The 17,906-nt window shown below is 39.4% G+C and carries 13 protein-coding genes and 2 pseudogenes; 13 read left to right on the forward strand and 2 right to left on the reverse strand.

Annotated features, from left to right (window positions below; genetic code table 11):
* The first annotated feature begins 140 nt into the window (after positions 1 to 140).
* The 4 genes from RCG21_RS16850 (at position 141) to RCG21_RS16865 (ending at position 3,101) form a co-directional block, all read left to right on the forward strand.
* Positions 141 to 674, forward strand: coding sequence for a GNAT family N-acetyltransferase (locus RCG21_RS16850; RefSeq protein ID WP_208025444.1), 534 nt, complete (start codon positions 141 to 143; stop codon positions 672 to 674).
* A 379-nt stretch (positions 675 to 1,053) separates the two neighbouring features.
* On the forward strand, positions 1,054 to 1,242 hold the full coding sequence (locus tag RCG21_RS16855) for a hypothetical protein (protein WP_308913427.1): 189 nt from the start codon (positions 1,054 to 1,056) through the stop codon (positions 1,240 to 1,242).
* A 711-nt stretch (positions 1,243 to 1,953) separates the two neighbouring features.
* Positions 1,954 to 2,724, forward strand: a complete 771-nt coding sequence (locus tag RCG21_RS16860) for a reverse transcriptase domain-containing protein (protein ID WP_308913428.1) — start codon at positions 1,954 to 1,956, stop codon at positions 2,722 to 2,724.
* 5 nt (positions 2,725 to 2,729) lie between these two features.
* Positions 2,730 to 3,101, forward strand: a complete 372-nt coding sequence (locus RCG21_RS16865) for a group II intron maturase-specific domain-containing protein (protein WP_133339681.1) — start codon at positions 2,730 to 2,732, stop codon at positions 3,099 to 3,101.
* A 264-nt stretch (positions 3,102 to 3,365) separates the two neighbouring features.
* Here the strand turns inward: RCG21_RS16865 and RCG21_RS16870 are convergent, their stop codons facing one another.
* The gene (locus RCG21_RS16870) at positions 3,366 to 4,466 is read right to left on the reverse strand and encodes a GerAB/ArcD/ProY family transporter (protein ID WP_133340126.1); all 1,101 of its coding nucleotides are present in this window, start codon (positions 4,464 to 4,466) and stop codon (positions 3,366 to 3,368) included.
* Positions 4,467 to 5,406: 940 nt separating this feature from the next.
* On the opposite strand from RCG21_RS16870, the gene RCG21_RS16875 reads away from it, so the two are divergent.
* Both RCG21_RS16875 and RCG21_RS16880 read left to right on the forward strand, forming a co-directional pair.
* The gene (locus RCG21_RS16875; RefSeq protein ID WP_133340128.1) at positions 5,407 to 5,514 is read left to right on the forward strand and encodes a YjcZ family sporulation protein; all 108 of its coding nucleotides are present in this window, start codon (positions 5,407 to 5,409) and stop codon (positions 5,512 to 5,514) included.
* 36 nt (positions 5,515 to 5,550) lie between these two features.
* Positions 5,551 to 5,709: a YjcZ family sporulation protein gene (locus RCG21_RS16880; protein ID WP_133340130.1), complete on the forward strand. Its 159-nt coding sequence runs from the start codon at positions 5,551 to 5,553 to the stop codon at positions 5,707 to 5,709.
* Between the two features lie 229 nt (positions 5,710 to 5,938).
* Here RCG21_RS16880 and RCG21_RS16885 read toward each other — a convergent pair whose 3' ends face one another.
* The gene (locus tag RCG21_RS16885; RefSeq protein ID WP_308913429.1) at positions 5,939 to 6,178 is read right to left on the reverse strand and encodes a hypothetical protein; all 240 of its coding nucleotides are present in this window, start codon (positions 6,176 to 6,178) and stop codon (positions 5,939 to 5,941) included.
* Between the two features lie 1,279 nt (positions 6,179 to 7,457).
* On the opposite strand from RCG21_RS16885, the gene kdpF reads away from it, so the two are divergent.
* From kdpF to RCG21_RS16915, 7 genes and pseudogenes are all read left to right on the forward strand, one after another.
* A complete protein-coding gene (gene kdpF / locus RCG21_RS33560; RefSeq protein ID WP_133340146.1) occupies positions 7,458 to 7,535 on the forward strand; it encodes a K(+)-transporting ATPase subunit F in 78 nt (25 codons plus the stop codon).
* A gap of 41 nt (positions 7,536 to 7,576) precedes the next feature.
* Positions 7,577 to 9,256: a potassium-transporting ATPase subunit KdpA gene (gene kdpA, locus RCG21_RS16890; RefSeq protein ID WP_308913430.1), complete on the forward strand. Its 1,680-nt coding sequence runs from the start codon at positions 7,577 to 7,579 to the stop codon at positions 9,254 to 9,256.
* A 9-nt stretch (positions 9,257 to 9,265) separates the two neighbouring features.
* On the forward strand, positions 9,266 to 11,311 hold the full coding sequence (gene kdpB, locus RCG21_RS16895; RefSeq protein WP_372512690.1) for a potassium-transporting ATPase subunit KdpB: 2,046 nt from the start codon (positions 9,266 to 9,268) through the stop codon (positions 11,309 to 11,311).
* A gap of 25 nt (positions 11,312 to 11,336) precedes the next feature.
* Positions 11,337 to 11,897 (forward strand): potassium-transporting ATPase subunit KdpC, encoded by a 561-nt coding sequence (kdpC, locus tag RCG21_RS16900; RefSeq protein WP_133340136.1) that lies wholly within the window; start codon positions 11,337 to 11,339, stop codon positions 11,895 to 11,897.
* A gap of 40 nt (positions 11,898 to 11,937) precedes the next feature.
* Positions 11,938 to 14,312, forward strand: a pseudogene (locus RCG21_RS16905) (universal stress protein).
* A gap of 299 nt (positions 14,313 to 14,611) precedes the next feature.
* On the forward strand, positions 14,612 to 17,317 hold the full coding sequence (locus tag RCG21_RS16910; protein WP_308913431.1) for an ATP-binding protein: 2,706 nt from the start codon (positions 14,612 to 14,614) through the stop codon (positions 17,315 to 17,317).
* A pseudogene (locus RCG21_RS16915) lies at positions 17,314 to 17,817 on the forward strand (response regulator transcription factor); the annotation flags it as partial. The gene RCG21_RS16910 and the pseudogene RCG21_RS16915, both read left to right, overlap by 4 nt.
* Positions 17,818 to 17,906 lie beyond the last annotated feature (89 nt).

Consider the following 17,906-nt stretch of genomic DNA (forward strand, 5'->3'; position numbering starts at 1 on the left):
TGCAAGAATTTAATAAAGGGTTGATGCGGCAACTCTTTTCTTATTCCACAACTAGGCAGGAATGAGAAAAATTAGTGCTTCCATGCGAGCACTAATGGTACAATCTGCTTAATCATAAAAGTATGATGGAGGGGAGTAGCGTGAAAGATTCGATTATATTACGTGCAATTGATGTTGGGGATATTCAAAACTTTGCATTTATCGAGAGGGCAGCGCAGCTATTACAGAACCTCGTTTTAAACGGTGCGGCACTCGGATGGGTCGACCCACCCTCAACGGACGAGGTGGTCTCCCTGCTTCGGGAGTTGTCCGTCGTGAGTGAGCGCGGCGATGCGTGCTTACTTTCAGTTTGGGTCGGACCAGACCTTGCAGGACTCGGATACTGGAGGCGCTATAATCGCCCGACTCATCGCCCAAATGCCGACATCGAAAAAGTAGCAGTCGATCCGCGGTATCAAGGTCGTGGTTTAGGGCGAAAGCTTGTAAGTCAGTTAATTTCGGAAGGGGTCACTACTGGAATTGAGGTATTAACCCTAGATTTCCGTGGTGACAACGAGCGTGCTGCCAAGTTGTACAGATCTCTGGGATTCACGGAATACGGGCGTTTACCTCGGTTTGTAGCTGTTGGTACTATGCGATATGACAAGGTATTATACGCCATCGATTTGCGCTGATAGACGAGTGACGAAAGTCGTATAAATAAACGATAAGAAATTTCGTTACTCTGGCAGCACCAATACTGAGTATTTGAATTTAGCTTCTGTCGCTAAAGGGGGCTTATGTTAGAGATGGGATAGCTGCAGCTATCCCGTTTTTTTATTGAGCTGCCGAAGCAGATTAGACAAGGAAGGAATGTAAAAAAGAAAGGCGGGGGATTTTTATTTGTTTGATATTGCGAAGGTTTTCACTTAAAGTAACGGGTGCGTTTCCACAATAAGTAGAGACGCATTTTTTCAAATTGAAGTACCTCGGCAGGTTAGTTCAGGAAAATAATACAAATAATCCCAATGTATAGGACTTAATAATGTTATTATTTTGTAAAGGGGTGGTTGTATGAAAGATGAGAATAAACCATTTAATGATGCAATAGACCATTTTAACGAGATTGAAGGAAATGCTGGTAACTCTTCTAATGCTAAGATAAACAAGTTACCAAAACCATTAAAATACTTTGGATACTTTATGATTGGTTTCATTTCATTATCCATTCTATTAATGATTATAGTAAATTTATTAAATTAACTAATACTTACGGGTGCTTATGCAAAAGACGGGATGCTTCGGCGATCCCGTTTTCTTATGTGCGCCCGGCATGGGCGATAACTTGGTGGTGAAAGTCCACTACAGGCTTGGCAGTAGGAACTGTTAGCCAATAGCAAGGGTGTCCACCGTGAGGTGGAATCTGAAGGAAGCTGGAGGCAAATTCTCGAACTGACGAACAGAAACTATATACAAGGCTGAATTGGGGAGGACGAATCTGCATAGCAAGATAAAGTCCAATACTGCCCGAACCCCATACAGTAAATATAGCAGTTACATGAGAAGAAGGTTATCGCTCTTACCCGGGGAGGTCTCACGAACGAGCGAACTCGCTCGGTTGAAAAAAGATTTATCGTGAGAAGTCAGCAGAGGTCATAGTAGTTTCCAGTGGAAATGAAGGACTGAACAATCTTAAATCTTGGAAAACAAGGAGGTGTAGGCACCCCGCCTAATCGCAGAAAACATCGCGGTATAGACCAAAAGATGGCTACCTATGAAGAAATAGGTTGGAAACCGAAGGTTACATAGGAGTGCGTAGGGATGCCAACATGGGTATGAAAGAACAAGATGGTATCAATTTAATCAATAAAGTTATCGCAAACGAGAATCTTTGGAACGCTTATGAAAAAGTGAAAAGTAACAAAGGAGCCCCCCGGGGTTGATGGGATTACCGTATATCAATTGAAATCACATATGGAAAAATACTTACAACCTCTTAAACAGAAACTTATGGAGGGAACTTACCAGCCCCAACCTGTCAAAAGGGTTGCGATTCCAAAACCGGACGGTTCCAAAAGATATCTAGGAATACCATGTGTATTGGATAGAGTGGTACAACAAGCCATTCTCCAAGTAATTGAACTAATCATAGATCCATACTTCTCTGAGAATAGCTTTGGTTTTCGTAAAGGCAAGAATGCCCACCAGGCAATCAAACTTGCCGAACGGTATTATCAAGAAGGATACAGAGTAGTGGTCGACTGTGACTTGAAAAGTTATTTTGACACAATTCATCACCAAAGAGTTAGAGCTTATTTAGAGGAGTTCATTTCGGATAAAATTGTCCTTAAACTGATTTGGAAATTTCTTCGTTCAGGCATTCTTGACAAAGATATTTATATCGAAACCACAGAGGGAGCACCGCAAGGTGGTCCGTTATCCCCGATTCTAGCAAATGTCTATTTGAACAATCTGGATAGAGAACTAGAAAAGAGAGGGCACCGTTTTATTAGATATGCGGATGACTTCGTCATCTATGTCAAAAGTAAACGTGCAGGCGAAAGGGTAATGGACAGCGTTGCAAGCTACATCGAGAAAGACCTCGGACTAGTTATAAACCAAAAGAAAAGTACAGTGTGTGGTGCAACTTCGGCTACATTCCTTGGGTTCAATATACATAACCTCATGGGAAAGTCGGTTGCCGACCAAGTGAGTCGGCAAAACAACGATTTAAAAATAAACTAAGGAAAATAACCGGTCGAAAATGCCCGGGTGAGTTCAAAGAAATCGTAACGAAAATAAACCAAGTAACCATAGGGTGGATTAACTACTACGGGATATCCCGAATGAAGAAATTCATTGTAAAAACTCAAAAATGGTTAAATCACCGACTCAGACAACTCATCTGGAAGAGATGGAAAAAGCTAAGGACAAAGTACAGGATGCTTCGTAAATATGGAATTAATCATGATGATGCCATGAAATTAGCAAACTCCCGTAAGGGATACTGGCGGATATCTAAAAGTGAGATTCTGCATCAAGCGATAACAAAAGAAAAACTCACAAAATGGGGATTAAAAGATATATCCCAACTTTATGAGTTACGATACTTAAAAGATTGAACCGCCGTATACGGAACCGTACGTACGGTGGTGTGAGAGGTCGGGGATTAAATTTCCCCTCCTACTCTATTGTGCTAACGGGCAGGTTTGTTAAATAACAATTGAAACAAGCTGTTCAATGATGCCCCTGGTAAAACAAGAGCATATTAGCTTTCAAGACTGGAACATGTGTCAGTTATCATAATCACTGCTGGGTAAACCTTTTTCAAGAGTGACGTAAAATGGTGTGGAAGTTTTTTTATTTTTCCCATGTGAAAATAGGTATCATGATGTTATATATTTTTTCTTTACTCTCTTCACAATCATTAGTAGAAAAAAGAGTATAGGAATGTATCCATAATCTATAATAAATCCTATTTCCCCTATATAGGTAGTTAACGTATAAATTTGTTGCCCTGTCTTTAAAAAATAAATGATAATTAATACAAGCATAAATATCAAAAGAACCCCATATTTTTGCTTCAAGTTGGTCACCTTCTTTATAATACGGCTGGTACACCAAAAGGAAATACAAAAATTAGGAAGAAGGACAATAGTCCAAGTGGCAATACCAATGAATTCAAATCTCTCAACGAAAGGCATCTCTACTATTTTCCACATCGTTAAGGTTGGCCATATGTTTTTTTGCAACTGTCCTTCAGAATAATAAGCAAAGGTTAAAATCGCAAGAAATGTATAGGCAATCATAGCAATAAGGACAGCCAGATGAGCCCATTTTTTTGATTTTTTCGGTTCTTTGATAAATGGATAAATAAACAAAAGTATCAAATAGCCAGAATAGGTAAAGGACATATGATAAGATGCTTTAACCAGATCCTTTATTGAGTGGTCAAAAATTGGAAGGAGGTTCCTGAAATCCGCATAAGGTATCGTAAATAAAAAAGTGAAAGCTAAATAAGCGGGAAGAACAAATCCAAAAAACGCCACACCTGCTATGGTTCTAATCCCTCCAAAGACGATATAAGTAGCTAAGCAACAAAAAGCTAGAGAATACCAAAATGTACTTAAATCCGGAAACATCCACACTTGAATGACTCTTATAAAATTACTAAGTACAGTGACAGCGCTAACAAGATAATAGATAACAAATGGCAGGGATATGAGTTTGCCCATTTTATTTCCAAATATGACGGTATGAGCTTTCATTATATCTCCATCTGCTGTTTCGGCGATTTTATACATCATCCATAGAATGATATGGATACTTAAACCGGAAATGATAACGGAAATCCATGCATCGTATCCTGCAGTTAATGCGATAATACGCTGGAAGCCAAGAACCCCTACGCCAACCTGCATCTTATGGATCAGAAAAAAAACTAAAAAAGGCGATATTTTTGCTTTTTCAGGCACTATTTGTTCCATTAACCCTTCCTCCGGTTCTTATGTCAATCACTTTTTTGCTTTTTACTCATGTAAAATATCATATTAGGATTTTATACCATTGAAGCTTATAATCATTGATGTTGATCGCTTCATTAAGAGTAATCTTAAGGTCCACCATTCACGGTGTATAGATTAAAAAAGGAGTTAAGGAAGGTAAATCTTAATAAGTATGTCTATATTTATCTTTTCCTTATATGGAATAATTATGAATCATGCTGCAGTATAATGGGTCACCTATATAGGTGGGTGAAATTTTATGATAAAGGCTTGGGAGTAGATATGAAATAGGGACTGCCACCGCCGACACCGCCTCCGTAGCCAAATCTGCACATACTTATCATTACCTGTTAAAATGTTCGAAATAAAACCCTCACTATGTATCTTAATTCATAGGACAAGAATTCTTGGACAAACATCATATTGATAATGGAAAATATACAACTTGTCTATAAATGCAAAAAAAACGTCTGCTTGAAAGAGGCAAACGTTCTCTATATCCGAGAAGGTAATGTATAATATGTTGGTTTTACGCTGGCGGTAATCATAATATATGTACAAGATCATGAAATGGACAAGGGCTGATTTTTTATCGAATTAATTTTTGGTTTGTTCAAAAAAATTCCTCCAAATAAAACTTAACTGATTGGGTACTCAAGTTAAACTGATGCATAGTCTAGAGTGTAGCCGAAAAGCCATAGTATTGCTTAGCACATAGACCAGTCAAAGACAGTCTCAATCATCAGAAGCCCCTAGTAGGGCTTTTTTTGTATATATTAATACTTTCCACTTAATAAAAAACTACACTTAAGCATGGGCAGGGAGACAACCTAGGAGAAGGATCTTAATTGCAGATAGTGCCCAACCACTTTTTGGTATTTTACATATTTTATAGGTATCAGCTGAAAAGGAGGTTGTGTTTATGGATGGTGTTGGTTTCGGAGGCGCTGGTGGTGGCTTTGCCTTACTCGTTGTTTTGTTTATCCTTCTTATTATTATAGGAGCTTCATTTGTTGGTGGTTTTGTTTAAGAAATAACCTATACCTTTTTGAAAGGAGGAGTAATTATGGATGGTTACGGTGGTTTTGGAGGCTGCGGTGGATTCGGTGGTTGTTGTTCCCCCGGATTTGGCTACGGAGGTGGCTTTTGCGGAGGCAATCCATTCGTTTTAATCGTAGTATTATTCATCCTGTTAATTATCGTTGGAGCAGTATGTTTTTACTAATTTATACTCTTGAAAAAAGCCTTATAAAAAGGCTTTTTCATTTGTTATCAGAGATTGAGCATCCTTCTAGACTACTTCTATGTCTTTTTATCCTACCTTCACTATGGTAACTCACATACCACCGCGTATTTTCATGACTCAGATTTGTTGTGATCAGTTGAATATATGGTAAATCAACATTCGACATGAAAAAAGAGCAAGCCTGAAGGCGTTGCTCTATAAGCGATTCTCAGAAGAAGAATGGGAAAAACGGGGCACCAAACGGTCTAAAGAAAGGTCTGCCGAAAAATGGCCCAGGGAAAAATCCAAAGCCGTAGCCATCATTTGGTTGCTTTGAATTTAGTTCAGCTATTTCAAAACCGTCCTTTTTTACTTTAACAACCTTGCCGATAACCCAGTCACCTTGTTCATTTTTAAACTTAATCAATTGACCTTCGAAACGACGAGCATTTTCATAATTGAAGTACATGCCAAAAACCTCTTTTCTAAGGGAATTGCTATAAATTATGTAAAGATGCCACATGTTGAGAGTGCAATTGACTATGTCTTGTCCATTTTTGGTAAAAATAAAAACTCGCCTAGTTTGTAAAGAAATTCAATTAAAGTATCGAGTGCAAGAGCCGAAGAGCAAAGCTGTCATTCTGGATAGCTTTTGTCCAGCACAATAAATTAAAATGGTATATCGCACTGCCGATTCTTTCAGCAGACCTTTATTCATCCGTTGCGTATGGGCCAGAAGCGGGAATGACAGAACTTGTTAAGTTTGGGAATGATGCAAAGTGGTATATCATCCCTATTACGATTTCCACTGTTACCTTATCATTTAAAGAAATAGGTTATAAAGGCATGATAAATTCTCATACCTTTTATATATTTTATTGAGCTAATTCAGTTTTTGGCTGCAGGTCAGAATTTGAATTTTGGATTTTGCGTAGTGGAGTTCTGTTCATGCACGCACTAACGGTGTAAACAGCAGAGCATCTAAAAACGCACCTTAATATTCAATGCTACGGGATTGTGAAGAATTGTACTTAAACTATAGGGTACAAGAGTTGAAGTTCTAGCTGCCATTTTGGCAGCTTTCTTTATTGTGCTAAATGTCAGGATAGTCGAAGAGTCCAGATTGATGTTTATTCAGCAATCACGCCAGATTGTTAAGGATGTAGTTTAGCATTAAAAGTGGGGAACAGTATCACAAGCGACAACCCTCTAACCAAATATGGACTGCCCTAAAAAGACATTCCAATCAATGGAAGAATGGTATGGGTTGGTCTATTTTTTTATGTCCTGTCTTATAGAAAAATGTAAAAAAGTGAAAATTGGATACATGAATTTTTATATTTTTTTTACACCTTTACGGGAAATTTTTACCCTATTTTTACGCGAAACCGAAGTAGAATTTATCTATGCCAATGAGGTCAATCAATACTAAACAAAGCTAATCATTAAATCAGTTTAAGGAGGAATTTAGTAAATTTACTCAGATACACAGAAAAGGATTGAACCATAGGGGGGTATATGAAAAATATCTTGATCTTAGGTATCTCTTTAATCCGAAGTTTGAGTAAGCCGAACAAAGAGAATTTCCACTGGTTGATTAATCGGATGCACTCAACAGTTGAAAACATGAGGATGGAGGTTAGGTATGTTTAACAACGATTTTGTATCAATTGCACTTTTTATTTTAGCCTTTGCTATTTTTTGGGGATTTACTTTATTTTGTGAAAAAGCATGAGGAGGAAATCGGTATGCTTATACCTGGAATCATTGGAGTAGCTTTAATTGTTTATTTGACCTACGTCTTAATTAAACCTGAGAAGTTTTAGGATGAATTTAACAATGATGAACATGTAGGAGGAACATCGAAATGACAAACGGATTAATACAGGTAGTAGTGACCTTAGTAATTGCCATCTTATTGGTAAGACCGGTAGGTGCCTACCTTGTAAAAGTGTTTGATTATGAAAAAACAGGCTTAGACCGGATTTTTGGACCTGGAGAGCGGCTCATTTTCCGTATGATTGGAGTCAAAGATAGAGAGCCGATGGGCTGGAAAAAATATGTTTTTGCCATGCTGCTCACGAACTTTATCATGATGATGCTAATGTATATCGTATTTAGAACACAAAAGTTTTTGCCGTTAAATCCCGATAAGATCGGTAATATGTCACCAGCATTGGCGTTTAATACCGCAGCATCATTTATTACAAATACAAACTGGCAAGCCTATAGTGGGGAAAATTCACTTTCGTACTTATCACAAATGATTGCTATTACCTTTCCAATGTTTACATCTGCTGCCACGGGATTTGCAGTAGCAATTGCCTTTATTCGTGGTTTAGTGGCGAAACAAAATAATCTTGGAAACTATTACGTTGACTTGGTGCGTTCCATTACGCGTGTTTTCTTGCCATTATCTTTGATTGTTGCCTTATTTTTAGTATTTCAAGGATCACCTGAGACACTGCATGGTGCGGTTAATGCTACAACACTGGAAGGCGCTAAACAAACCATTACAAGAGGACCTGTTGCATCATTAGAATCTATTAAACATATTGGAACAAATGGCGGCGGATATTTTGGTACCAATTCAGCCCATCCTTTTGAAAATCCAACACCATTATCAAACTTGATGGAAATTCTATGTATGCTGCTGCTTCCTACTGCATTAGTATATGCATTTGGAGTAATGATTAAAAACAAACGCCAAGGCTGGTCCGTTTTCGCAGCAATGGGAATCATGTTTTTATTGTTTCTATCAGTCGTCTTTTTTGCTGAATATCAAGGTACACCAGCATTAAATGCCCTTGGTGTTCATGGGAATATGGAAGGAAAAGAAGTTCGCTTTGGAATTTCCGAGTCATCATTGTTTACAGCCGTAACGACGGCAGCTACTACTGGATCTGTTAATAATATGCACGATTCATTAACTCCGATTGGCGGTCTTGTTCCACTTGGAGAAATGATGTTAAACAACGTATTTGGCGGTAAAGGGGTCGGGCTGCTAAACGGATTGCTTTATGTGATTTTAACCGTATTTATTTGCGGCTTGATGGTTGGACGTACGCCTGAATTTTTAGGTAAGAAAATAGAATCTAAAGAAGTGAAACTCGCTTCTATTGCATTGCTTACACACCCGGTAATAATTCTTGTTCCAACAGCGATTGCCTTGATTACTCCTGGAGCGATTTCATCTATTTTAAATCCAGGAAATCATGGGGTATCAGAGGTTCTATACGCTTTTACATCAGGAGCTGCAAACAATGGTTCGGCTTTTGGCGGTCTTACAGCAAATACAGACTTCTATAATACCATGATTGGTCTAGACATGTTGTTAGGTCGATTTATTTCAATCATTGCAATGTTAGCAATCGCAGGTTCTTTTGCAACGAAAAAAATGGTTGAAGCCACTACGGGAACGTTCCGTACCGATACATCATTATTCACTGGGATCTTAGTCGTGATCATATTGGTCATCGGTGCTTTAACGTTCTTCCCGGCACTTGCATTAGGTCCAATTGCCGAACATTTAGGAATGTTTCATTAAGGGGGATGTATGATTATGGCAATACAAACAAAAACGCTATCAAAGGATTTGGTCCTGCAAGCCATTATTAATTCATTTAAAAAATTAAATCCATTCGTGATGATTAAAAATCCCGTTATGTTTGTCGTCGAAGTGGGGACGCTCATCACTCTAATTCTTTCGATTAAACCTGATATTTTTGCAGCTAGTACAGTTGGTCGTGGGTATAATATTGCGGTATTTTTTATCCTATTATTTACGGTGCTGTTCGCAAACTTTGCTGAAGCCTTAGCAGAAGGTAGGGGGAAAGCCCAAGCTGATACTCTCCGAAAAACGAAATCAGAGACAGTGGCGAAGATTCGTCAAAAAGATGGTTCATATAAAGAGCTTCCATCTACTTCATTAAGAAAAGGTGATATTGTTCGAGTCGATACGGGTGAATTGATTCCTTCTGATGGAGAAATTATTGAAGGATTGGCTTCGATTGATGAATCTGCCATCACAGGTGAATCTGCCCCTGTTATTAAAGAGGCAGGAGGAGATTTCTCGTCTGTAACCGGAGGAACAAGGGTTGTTTCTGATTTCATTATTGTAAAAATCATGACGGACCCGGGTGAATCTTTTCTTGATAAGATGATTGCTTTAGTTGAAGGTGCTTCCCGGCAAAAAACACCAAATGAAATTGCTTTAACGACTCTTTTGGCTGTGTTAACACTCATTTTCTTATTTGTCATCATGACGTTGGTGCCAATTGCTGACTACTTAAAGGTTCGTTTAGACGTGGCAACACTCATTGCTCTTTTAGTTTGCTTAATTCCAACGACAATCGGTGGATTGCTTTCCGCGATTGGGATTGCTGGGATGAACAGGGTAACTCAATTCAATGTGCTGGCGATGTCTGGTAAAGCAGTAGAAGCTGCCGGGGATATCAATACGATGATTCTTGATAAAACAGGAACCATTACTTTTGGAAATAGGATGGCAAGTGAGTTTGTACCAGTAGCAAATGTTTCTGAACAGGAAGTTACCTTAGCCTCTTTAAAAGCATCCGTAAAAGATGAAACACCTGAAGGACGGTCTGTTGTAGAGTTAGCCCGTAAGCTGGGTGTCGATTGGGATGAAAAGGAATACGAAGGAGCAGAAATTATTGAATTTACAGCAGAAACCCGAATGTCCGGCTTAAACCTGAACAACGGAACGCAAATCCGAAAAGGCGCAGTGGATGCCATCAAGAAATATATCGCTGCCCAAGGTGGAAGAGTTCCTGTAGATCTTGACAAGAAGGCCGATGAAATCGCCATGGCAGGGGGAACTCCGTTGGCTGTTGCCATTGATAAGACGATATACGGGGTTATCTATCTGAAAGATACCGTGAAACCAGGGCTGAAGGAACGTTTTGCAGAACTGCGTAGTATGGGGATTAAGACGATCATGTGCACGGGTGATAATCCGTTAACCGCTGCGACCATCGCTGCCGAAGCCGGCGTTGATGACTTTATTGCCGAAGCCAAACCTGAAGATAAAATTGCTGCGATTAAAAAAGAACAAGATGAAGGTAAATTGGTTGCGATGACTGGTGACGGAACCAATGATGCTCCGGCTTTAGCACAGGCTGATGTAGGACTAGCGATGAATTCAGGAACAATGGCTGCAAAAGAAGCAGCCAATATGATTGATTTAGACTCTGATCCTACTAAACTATTATCTGTTATCGCAATTGGAAAGCAATTACTGATAACACGGGGAGCATTAACCACCTTCTCGATTTCAAACGACATAGCTAAATATTTTGCGGTCATTCCGGCGCTGTTTATTACGATGATTCCGCAGTTGCAAGCTCTTAATATCATGGGGCTGGCATCACCAAAATCGGCGATTCTGTCCGCGTTGATTTTTAATGCGATCATCATCCCGCTCCTCATCCCAATTGCGATGAAAGGGGCAAAATATAAAGCGATGAGTGCGAATAAACTGCTTTCACGAAACCTTCTTATTTATGGACTTGGCGGGGTCGTTGTTCCTTTTATCGGTATTAAAATCATTGATTTGATTGTAGCTGCTCTACATCTAGCGTAAATCAGGAAATCTGGAGGAGATATTAATGAAGTCATTCCTAGTTGCCCTACGAGCTTCTTTGTCCTTAATGATATTATGTGGATTAATCTATCCTTTAGCAACAACAGCCGTTGCACAGGTGCTTTTTCACAAGCAAGCAGAAGGAAGTCTCGTTACTCTGAACGGAAAAATACAAGGATCAGTGCTTTTAGCACAAGGTTTTAAAGGACCGCAATGGTTCCAACCAAGATCTTCGGCTGCAAAATATGATTCAACAGCTTCTGCTGCGACAAATGCAGATGTTGCATCAAGTGATTATGTTAAAACTGTTAAAAACAACGTAAAGCAAGTAAAAAAAGAAGATCCTAATATCGGAAATTCAATTCCAGCAGATTTAGTCACTACGTCTGGTTCCGGCCTCGACCCGGATTTATCTCCTGAAGCAGCGAAAGCACAAGTGCAAAGAATTGCAAAAGCAAGAGGTGTTTCAGAAGATCGAATCCAAGCGCTAATAAATAAACATACAAAAGGTCGATCATTGGGGATTTTTGGTGAGCCACGTGTGAATGTTTTAGATTTAAACATCACATTACAACAATTGAAATAATTAAAGGGGAGAGCCTTTTCTTCCCTACTTTGTCTATTGCATGAAAGGAGGGGCAAATTTGAGTGAAGACCAATTTCGCAGAAAAACACCTGAGGAAATTTTAGAATCGATTCAAAAAATTCGAAGAGGTCATTTGAAAATTATACTTGGTGCTGTTCCTGGTTCCGGAAAAACATATCACATGCTGCTTGAAGGCAATATTTTAAAAAAACGAGGTATTGATGTTGTTATTGGGAGTATTAGTACCTTAAATCGTCCAAAAATCAAAGAACAAATTGGCGACTTAGAAATTATTCCCTCTATTCATTGGATAGATCATGGTCAAGAGAAATATGACTTGGATGTTGATAGAATCATTACCCGAAATCCAGAAGTTGTTTTAGTGGATAATCTAGCACATCATAATCGCCCGGAGGCTTCAAGATCTACTCATTTAGACGATATCAATTATCTTTTAAACATGAAAATTAGTATCATAACAACAGTTAATATATTTGAGCTTGAAGATGTAAAGGAGATTGCGAGTAAATTAACAGGTGGTAAAGTACAGGTCCATTGCAGTGTTCCCGAAGATACACTTGCCCTTGCTGATGAAGTAAAGCTATTGGATGTGACTCCTGAAGTAATTCTTCAAAGGCTCCGGGAAGGTGATATTGAGTCTTTCAACGAAAAAAAAGAACAAGAGATAACTTATTTCATAGGGGAAATCTTGCTGTCCTACGTGAACTCGCACTGCGCTATTTAGCAGGCGAAGTAAATGATGACCTTGATGACTACCGAGAAAAACATGGAATGACTGGTCCCTCTGGAGCTTCTGAAAAAATTTTAGTGACCGTTCAATACCATTGGAATGGATCCATTTTGGTTAGGCGCGGACAGCAGATTACCAAAAGATTAGGTGGAGAATTGCTTGTTGTTTGCTTTCAGTCGTCTAACAAGAAATTATCTAAAAATGAACTAACCTTTAAGCGCGCAATCATAAAGCTGGTGGAGAAAGTTGACGGAGAATTTGAGGAAGTTCCTATAGAGTCTGATTCGGTTGCGGATCAAATTGTTCGATATGCAACGAAACACAGTGTAACCCGAATTGTAATGGGACAATCGAAACGAACACGGTGGGAGGAAATCGTTTACGGATCCATTATTAATAGAATCCTTCGGAAAACGAAAAATATAGATGTATTTATTGTTGCCGACAGAGCAGAAAAGGATGGAGAACGTGTCATTCCAACCAAACAAAGGCAAAAAGATAAAGATAATCCTTATCGGCGACTCACTCTTGGAGAACTGGAAAACAAGATTAATCAAATAAATCGGGGAACATTAAAAGTATATATTGGGGCAGCACCTGGAGTGGGGAAAACGTATACGATGCTCCGGGAAGCGAACGAACTGAAGAAAAAAGGAATCGATATCGTCATTGGATTCCTAGAAACCCATGGGCGGAAAGAGACGTTTGAACAAATTGGTTCTTTAGAAATCATTCCTCGAAAAAAGATTATATATAAAGGAACTACACTTGAGGAAATGGATACTACTGCAATTATTAAACGTAATCCAGAAGTAGTTTTAGTCGATGAGTTAGCCCATACAAATGTGCCTGGAAGCAAGTACCACAAAAGATACGAGGATGTGGAGGTGCTCTTAAATGCAGGCATCTCGGTCATTTCCACGATGAATATTCAACATTTAGAAAGTCTCAATGATAGTGTGGAGCAAATAACAGGCGTGAGAGTAAGGGAAACCGTCCCTGACCATATCTTGCGAAAGGCTAATGAAATCGAATTAATTGATATCTCTCCAAAAGCGCTAAGGGAACGAATGAAGGAAGGAAGAATTTATGCTCCTGCAAAAGTGGAGCAAGCATTGAACAATTTCTTTAAAACCGGAAATCTTATCGCCCTTCGAGAATTAGCGTTACGGGAAGTGGCAGATGATGTGGATGAACGGCTTGAGGCATGGGAGAGAAAACGGACATTAAGAGGACCTTGGAGAAAAGAAGAAGTGATTTTTGTATGTACAAATCTGCGGAACGATAGTGAAAGGTTAATACGCAGAGGATTCCGGATTGCTTATCGATTAAAGGCTCTCTGGTACGTGGCTTATGTTAAAGACCATCACCCTTTAACCGACCAGGAGAAGGAAACATTAAATAAAATTCGACAACTGACAGAACGGCTCGGTGGGATATTTGAACAATACGAAACAGGCAATCCACGTAATATCTTTCGAGAATTGGTAAAGCAAATGAATGAGAAAAATGCGACTCAAGTTATAATAGGTCAATCAGCCCGTACCCGTTGGGAGGAAATCAAAAAGGGGTCTGTTACGCAACGGTTGTTAAGAGAAGTACGCCATATGGATGTACTAATTGTGGCTGACCAAATATCAGAACCTCATAAATATAAAGAATAGAAAAAGGTTTGCATTTTAAAATGGAAAGTAATCAAGTGAATCGTGTCTTGGAATGCACAGTTTGTAATTTACATGTCGTAGCAAATTCAAGGGACTGATGATAAGATGAATACTGATAAAGATACATTATATTTCTGTTGCGAGAAGGGATATTTAGATATTTATACCCTAAAATATCGATGGTTTGGTGCTAAATGGAGGTATCAGGGCGGTTATTGTTTTAGGTTAACATTTTTAAGTGATTACCTATAGTAAATTATAAATGAGTTCAATTTAAAAGATAGGGGAGGTGGTAAACGATGGATAATGAACAATGGGAAAGTAGTGAAGGAACGATTCATTCCACAGAAAAAAAGTACGGTGAACTCACTGTTTTTTTAGGTGCATCAAGTGGGGTCGGTAAAACTTATGCAATGTTAGAGGCTGCTTGTATCAAGCAGAAAGAGGGACAATACGTTTTGATTGGTTGGTTGGAGGAATACGATCGTCAAGAGAATAAGGAGAGAATAAAAGAGTTACCTAATATTAAACCTCGCCTTATTCAAGATGAAGAACACCATTTTTTTGAAATGGATATTGAAGAAATTTTAAATCGCCACCCACAACTTGTACTCATTGATGAATTGGCACATTCCAATGCGCCCGGTTCACCGCGTGCAAAACGTTATCGAGATGTAGAAGCGATTCTGATGGCTGGTATCGATGTTTATACTACGATAAATATTTACGAGGTAGAAAGTTTAAAAGACATTGTTTCTAAAATTATCGGTATGGAAGTGAATGAAACTGTACCAGATAAATTCCTCGAACATGCAAGCCAAATTCGTTTGGTGGACAGTCCCTCAGATGAAATCTTACGGAGATTCCAAGAAGGAAAAATCCGGACCATTTCAAAAAACATAGATGCCCGTAAATTCTTTCGTCTTGGAAATATCATTGCACTTCGAGAAATGGCACTTCGCTATGCTGCGGGGCAGGTTGATCAACAGTTAGATGAATACATGCATTCGAATAAAATCCCTGGTCCATGGCCAGTTTCGGAAAAAGTTATGGTCTGTGTTAGTGCCAGCCCTTTTTCAAAACAGCTCATTCGAATGGCTCGGCAAATGGCGACCAGCCTTAAAGCGGAGTGGATCGCTGTTTATGTTGAAACACCTCGCAGGCTTCCAAAGAGTGAGCAAGAACGTTTAGCACTTTCAAGTAATCTTCAATTGGCAGAAGAACTGGGTGCAACCGTAAGGACTATAATCGGAAACAGTGTAGCTGAGGAGATCTTGGAGCTAGCTCGCAGCCAGAATGTAAAACAAATTGTGATTGGCAAGCCAAGGTATTCCCGTATTTGGGAGTGGATGCACGGTTCTGTTGTAAATCAAGTCATTCGAAATAGTCATGAAATTAGTGTGCATATCATACCGGGGCAGGTTGAGAGATATAACGACATAAGGCATGTTACTGTTTCAAGAGAGAATTTGAAATGGAGTCCATATTTTATCATTACAGCATCTGTAGTTTTGCTTACCATACTTTTAAGAATATTTGGTCTATCATTTGATTTGGTAAACATTGCGCTTCTTTACTTGTTTCCCGTTCTCTTTGGGTCAGTTCGTTGGGGGATTGGACCTTCATTCTATGCTGCTGGGATAGGGGTTCTTGCTTTCGATTATTTTTTCGTTCCTCCAGTGTATAGTTTAACGGTGTCCGATTTACGTTATTTGATTTCTTTTGCTGTGTTTTTGGTCGTTGCAACTCTTACGGCAAGTCTAGCATCCAGATTAAGACACCAATTGCTTGAGGTTAGACAGCGGGAAGCAATCACTTCAACATTGTATGCGTTAAGTCGTCAAATGACGGCAGTTACTGATTTGAGCGCAGCGCTCAAAAGTATGGAAAGGCAAATTTCTGAAACCATTGGTGCCCAAGTAGCGATTTATTTGCCTTCGGAAACAGGTGAGTTACGATTAACAGAATTTTCGAGTGGAGATTTGAACTGGGGTCAGCGAGAACCAGCTATGGTCATAGTAAAGTGGGTATATCGGAATGGGGAGATAGCGGGCAATGGAACACATAACTTACGTGATTCACCTGACTTATATCTCCCGCTGAAAACGGAAGACCAAATACATGGTGTGTTGGCTGTCCATTTAAAAAATCAGGATTTAGTCGTAACTCCTGACCGAATGCAGTTAATTGAAGCTCTTACAAGCCTCTCCGCAATGGCAATTGCTCGGATAAAACTTCAAGAGGAAGCAAAGGTTGTCCATTTAACTGCTGAATCCGAAAGGTTACGAACTGCTCTTCTTGATTCAATCTCTCACGAATTACGTACTCCTCTCGCTACAATTATTGGCTCCGTGACGGCTTTGATAGATGGGGATGCGGTGTTTAGTTCGAATGATCGCCACGAACTCCTATCGACCATTCGTGAGGGAGCCATGCGAATGAATCGCTTAGTTACGAATTTATTGGGAATGGTTCGGATTGAGAGTGGGATGTTACGCTTACGGAAGCATTGGTGTGACCTTGAAGACATTGTAGGGGTTGCCTTAACTCAGGTAAAAGACTCACTTCAAAATCGTGTTATCCGATTGGCAATCGATGAATCTATTCCCCCAATCGAAGTGGATGACGTACTTTTGGAGCAAGTTTTAGTTAATGTATTAAACAATGCTATTAAGTATTCACCTGATCGCAGCGAAATTGTGCTTTCTGCCAAGAAAAACATAAATGTGATTGAAATTTCCATTAGAGATGAAGGGGCAGGAATTCCCCCGCTTGAATTAGGGCGCATTTTTAGTAAATTTTACCGTGGGGAATCTACAAGAAATATACCTGGCACCGGGCTTGGCCTAGCCATCTGTAAAGGGATTATTGAAGCACATGAGGGTACTATTCGAGCAACAGAAAATAGTCCAAAAGGAACAATCATCACGATTTCTATTCCTTTGTTTGATCCACCCTTATTGCGAAATGAAAATCTACAGGAAGAAGGTGTTAAAACATCATGACGAGTTCTGGTGCAAAAATACTGGTTATCGATGATGAACCCCAGATTCAAAAGTTATTACGTGTTACGTTGCAAGCCCAAGGGTTTGAAATTGTCGCGGCATCATCGGGGGAAGAAGGAATTCTTAAAACGACAATGGTTCGCCCGGATCTTATTGTATTGGATTTAGGATTACCTGATATCCCTGGTATGGAAGTTCTTCACCGCATTCGCGAATGGACCCAAATACCAATTGTTGTTCTGACGGCAAAGGACCGGGAAGAAGATAAGATTACTGCACTAGATAGTGGAGCGGATGATTATGTGACCAAACCGTTTGGAATGGGTGAACTCCTTGCTCGGATTCGGGTTGCATTAAGACATAATGCCAAATCACAGGATGAACCTATCTTGGATTTTGGAAGGCTTGTTATTGATTTACCTGGACGAACTGTTGAATTAGATGGCGAGAAAATTAAACTGACCCCAACGGAATATGAACTTTTGAAAATACTTGCTACGAATGCTGGACGTGTTATGACTCATAAACAATTGCTTCAGCAGGTTTGGGGGGGCATCAATATGATACTGATAGTCATTATTTACGTGTA

The sequence above is a fragment of the Bacillus salipaludis genome, assembly GCF_030938565.1.
GTDB classification, from domain to species: Bacteria; Bacillota; Bacilli; order Bacillales; family Cytobacillaceae; genus Neobacillus; species Neobacillus salipaludis_A.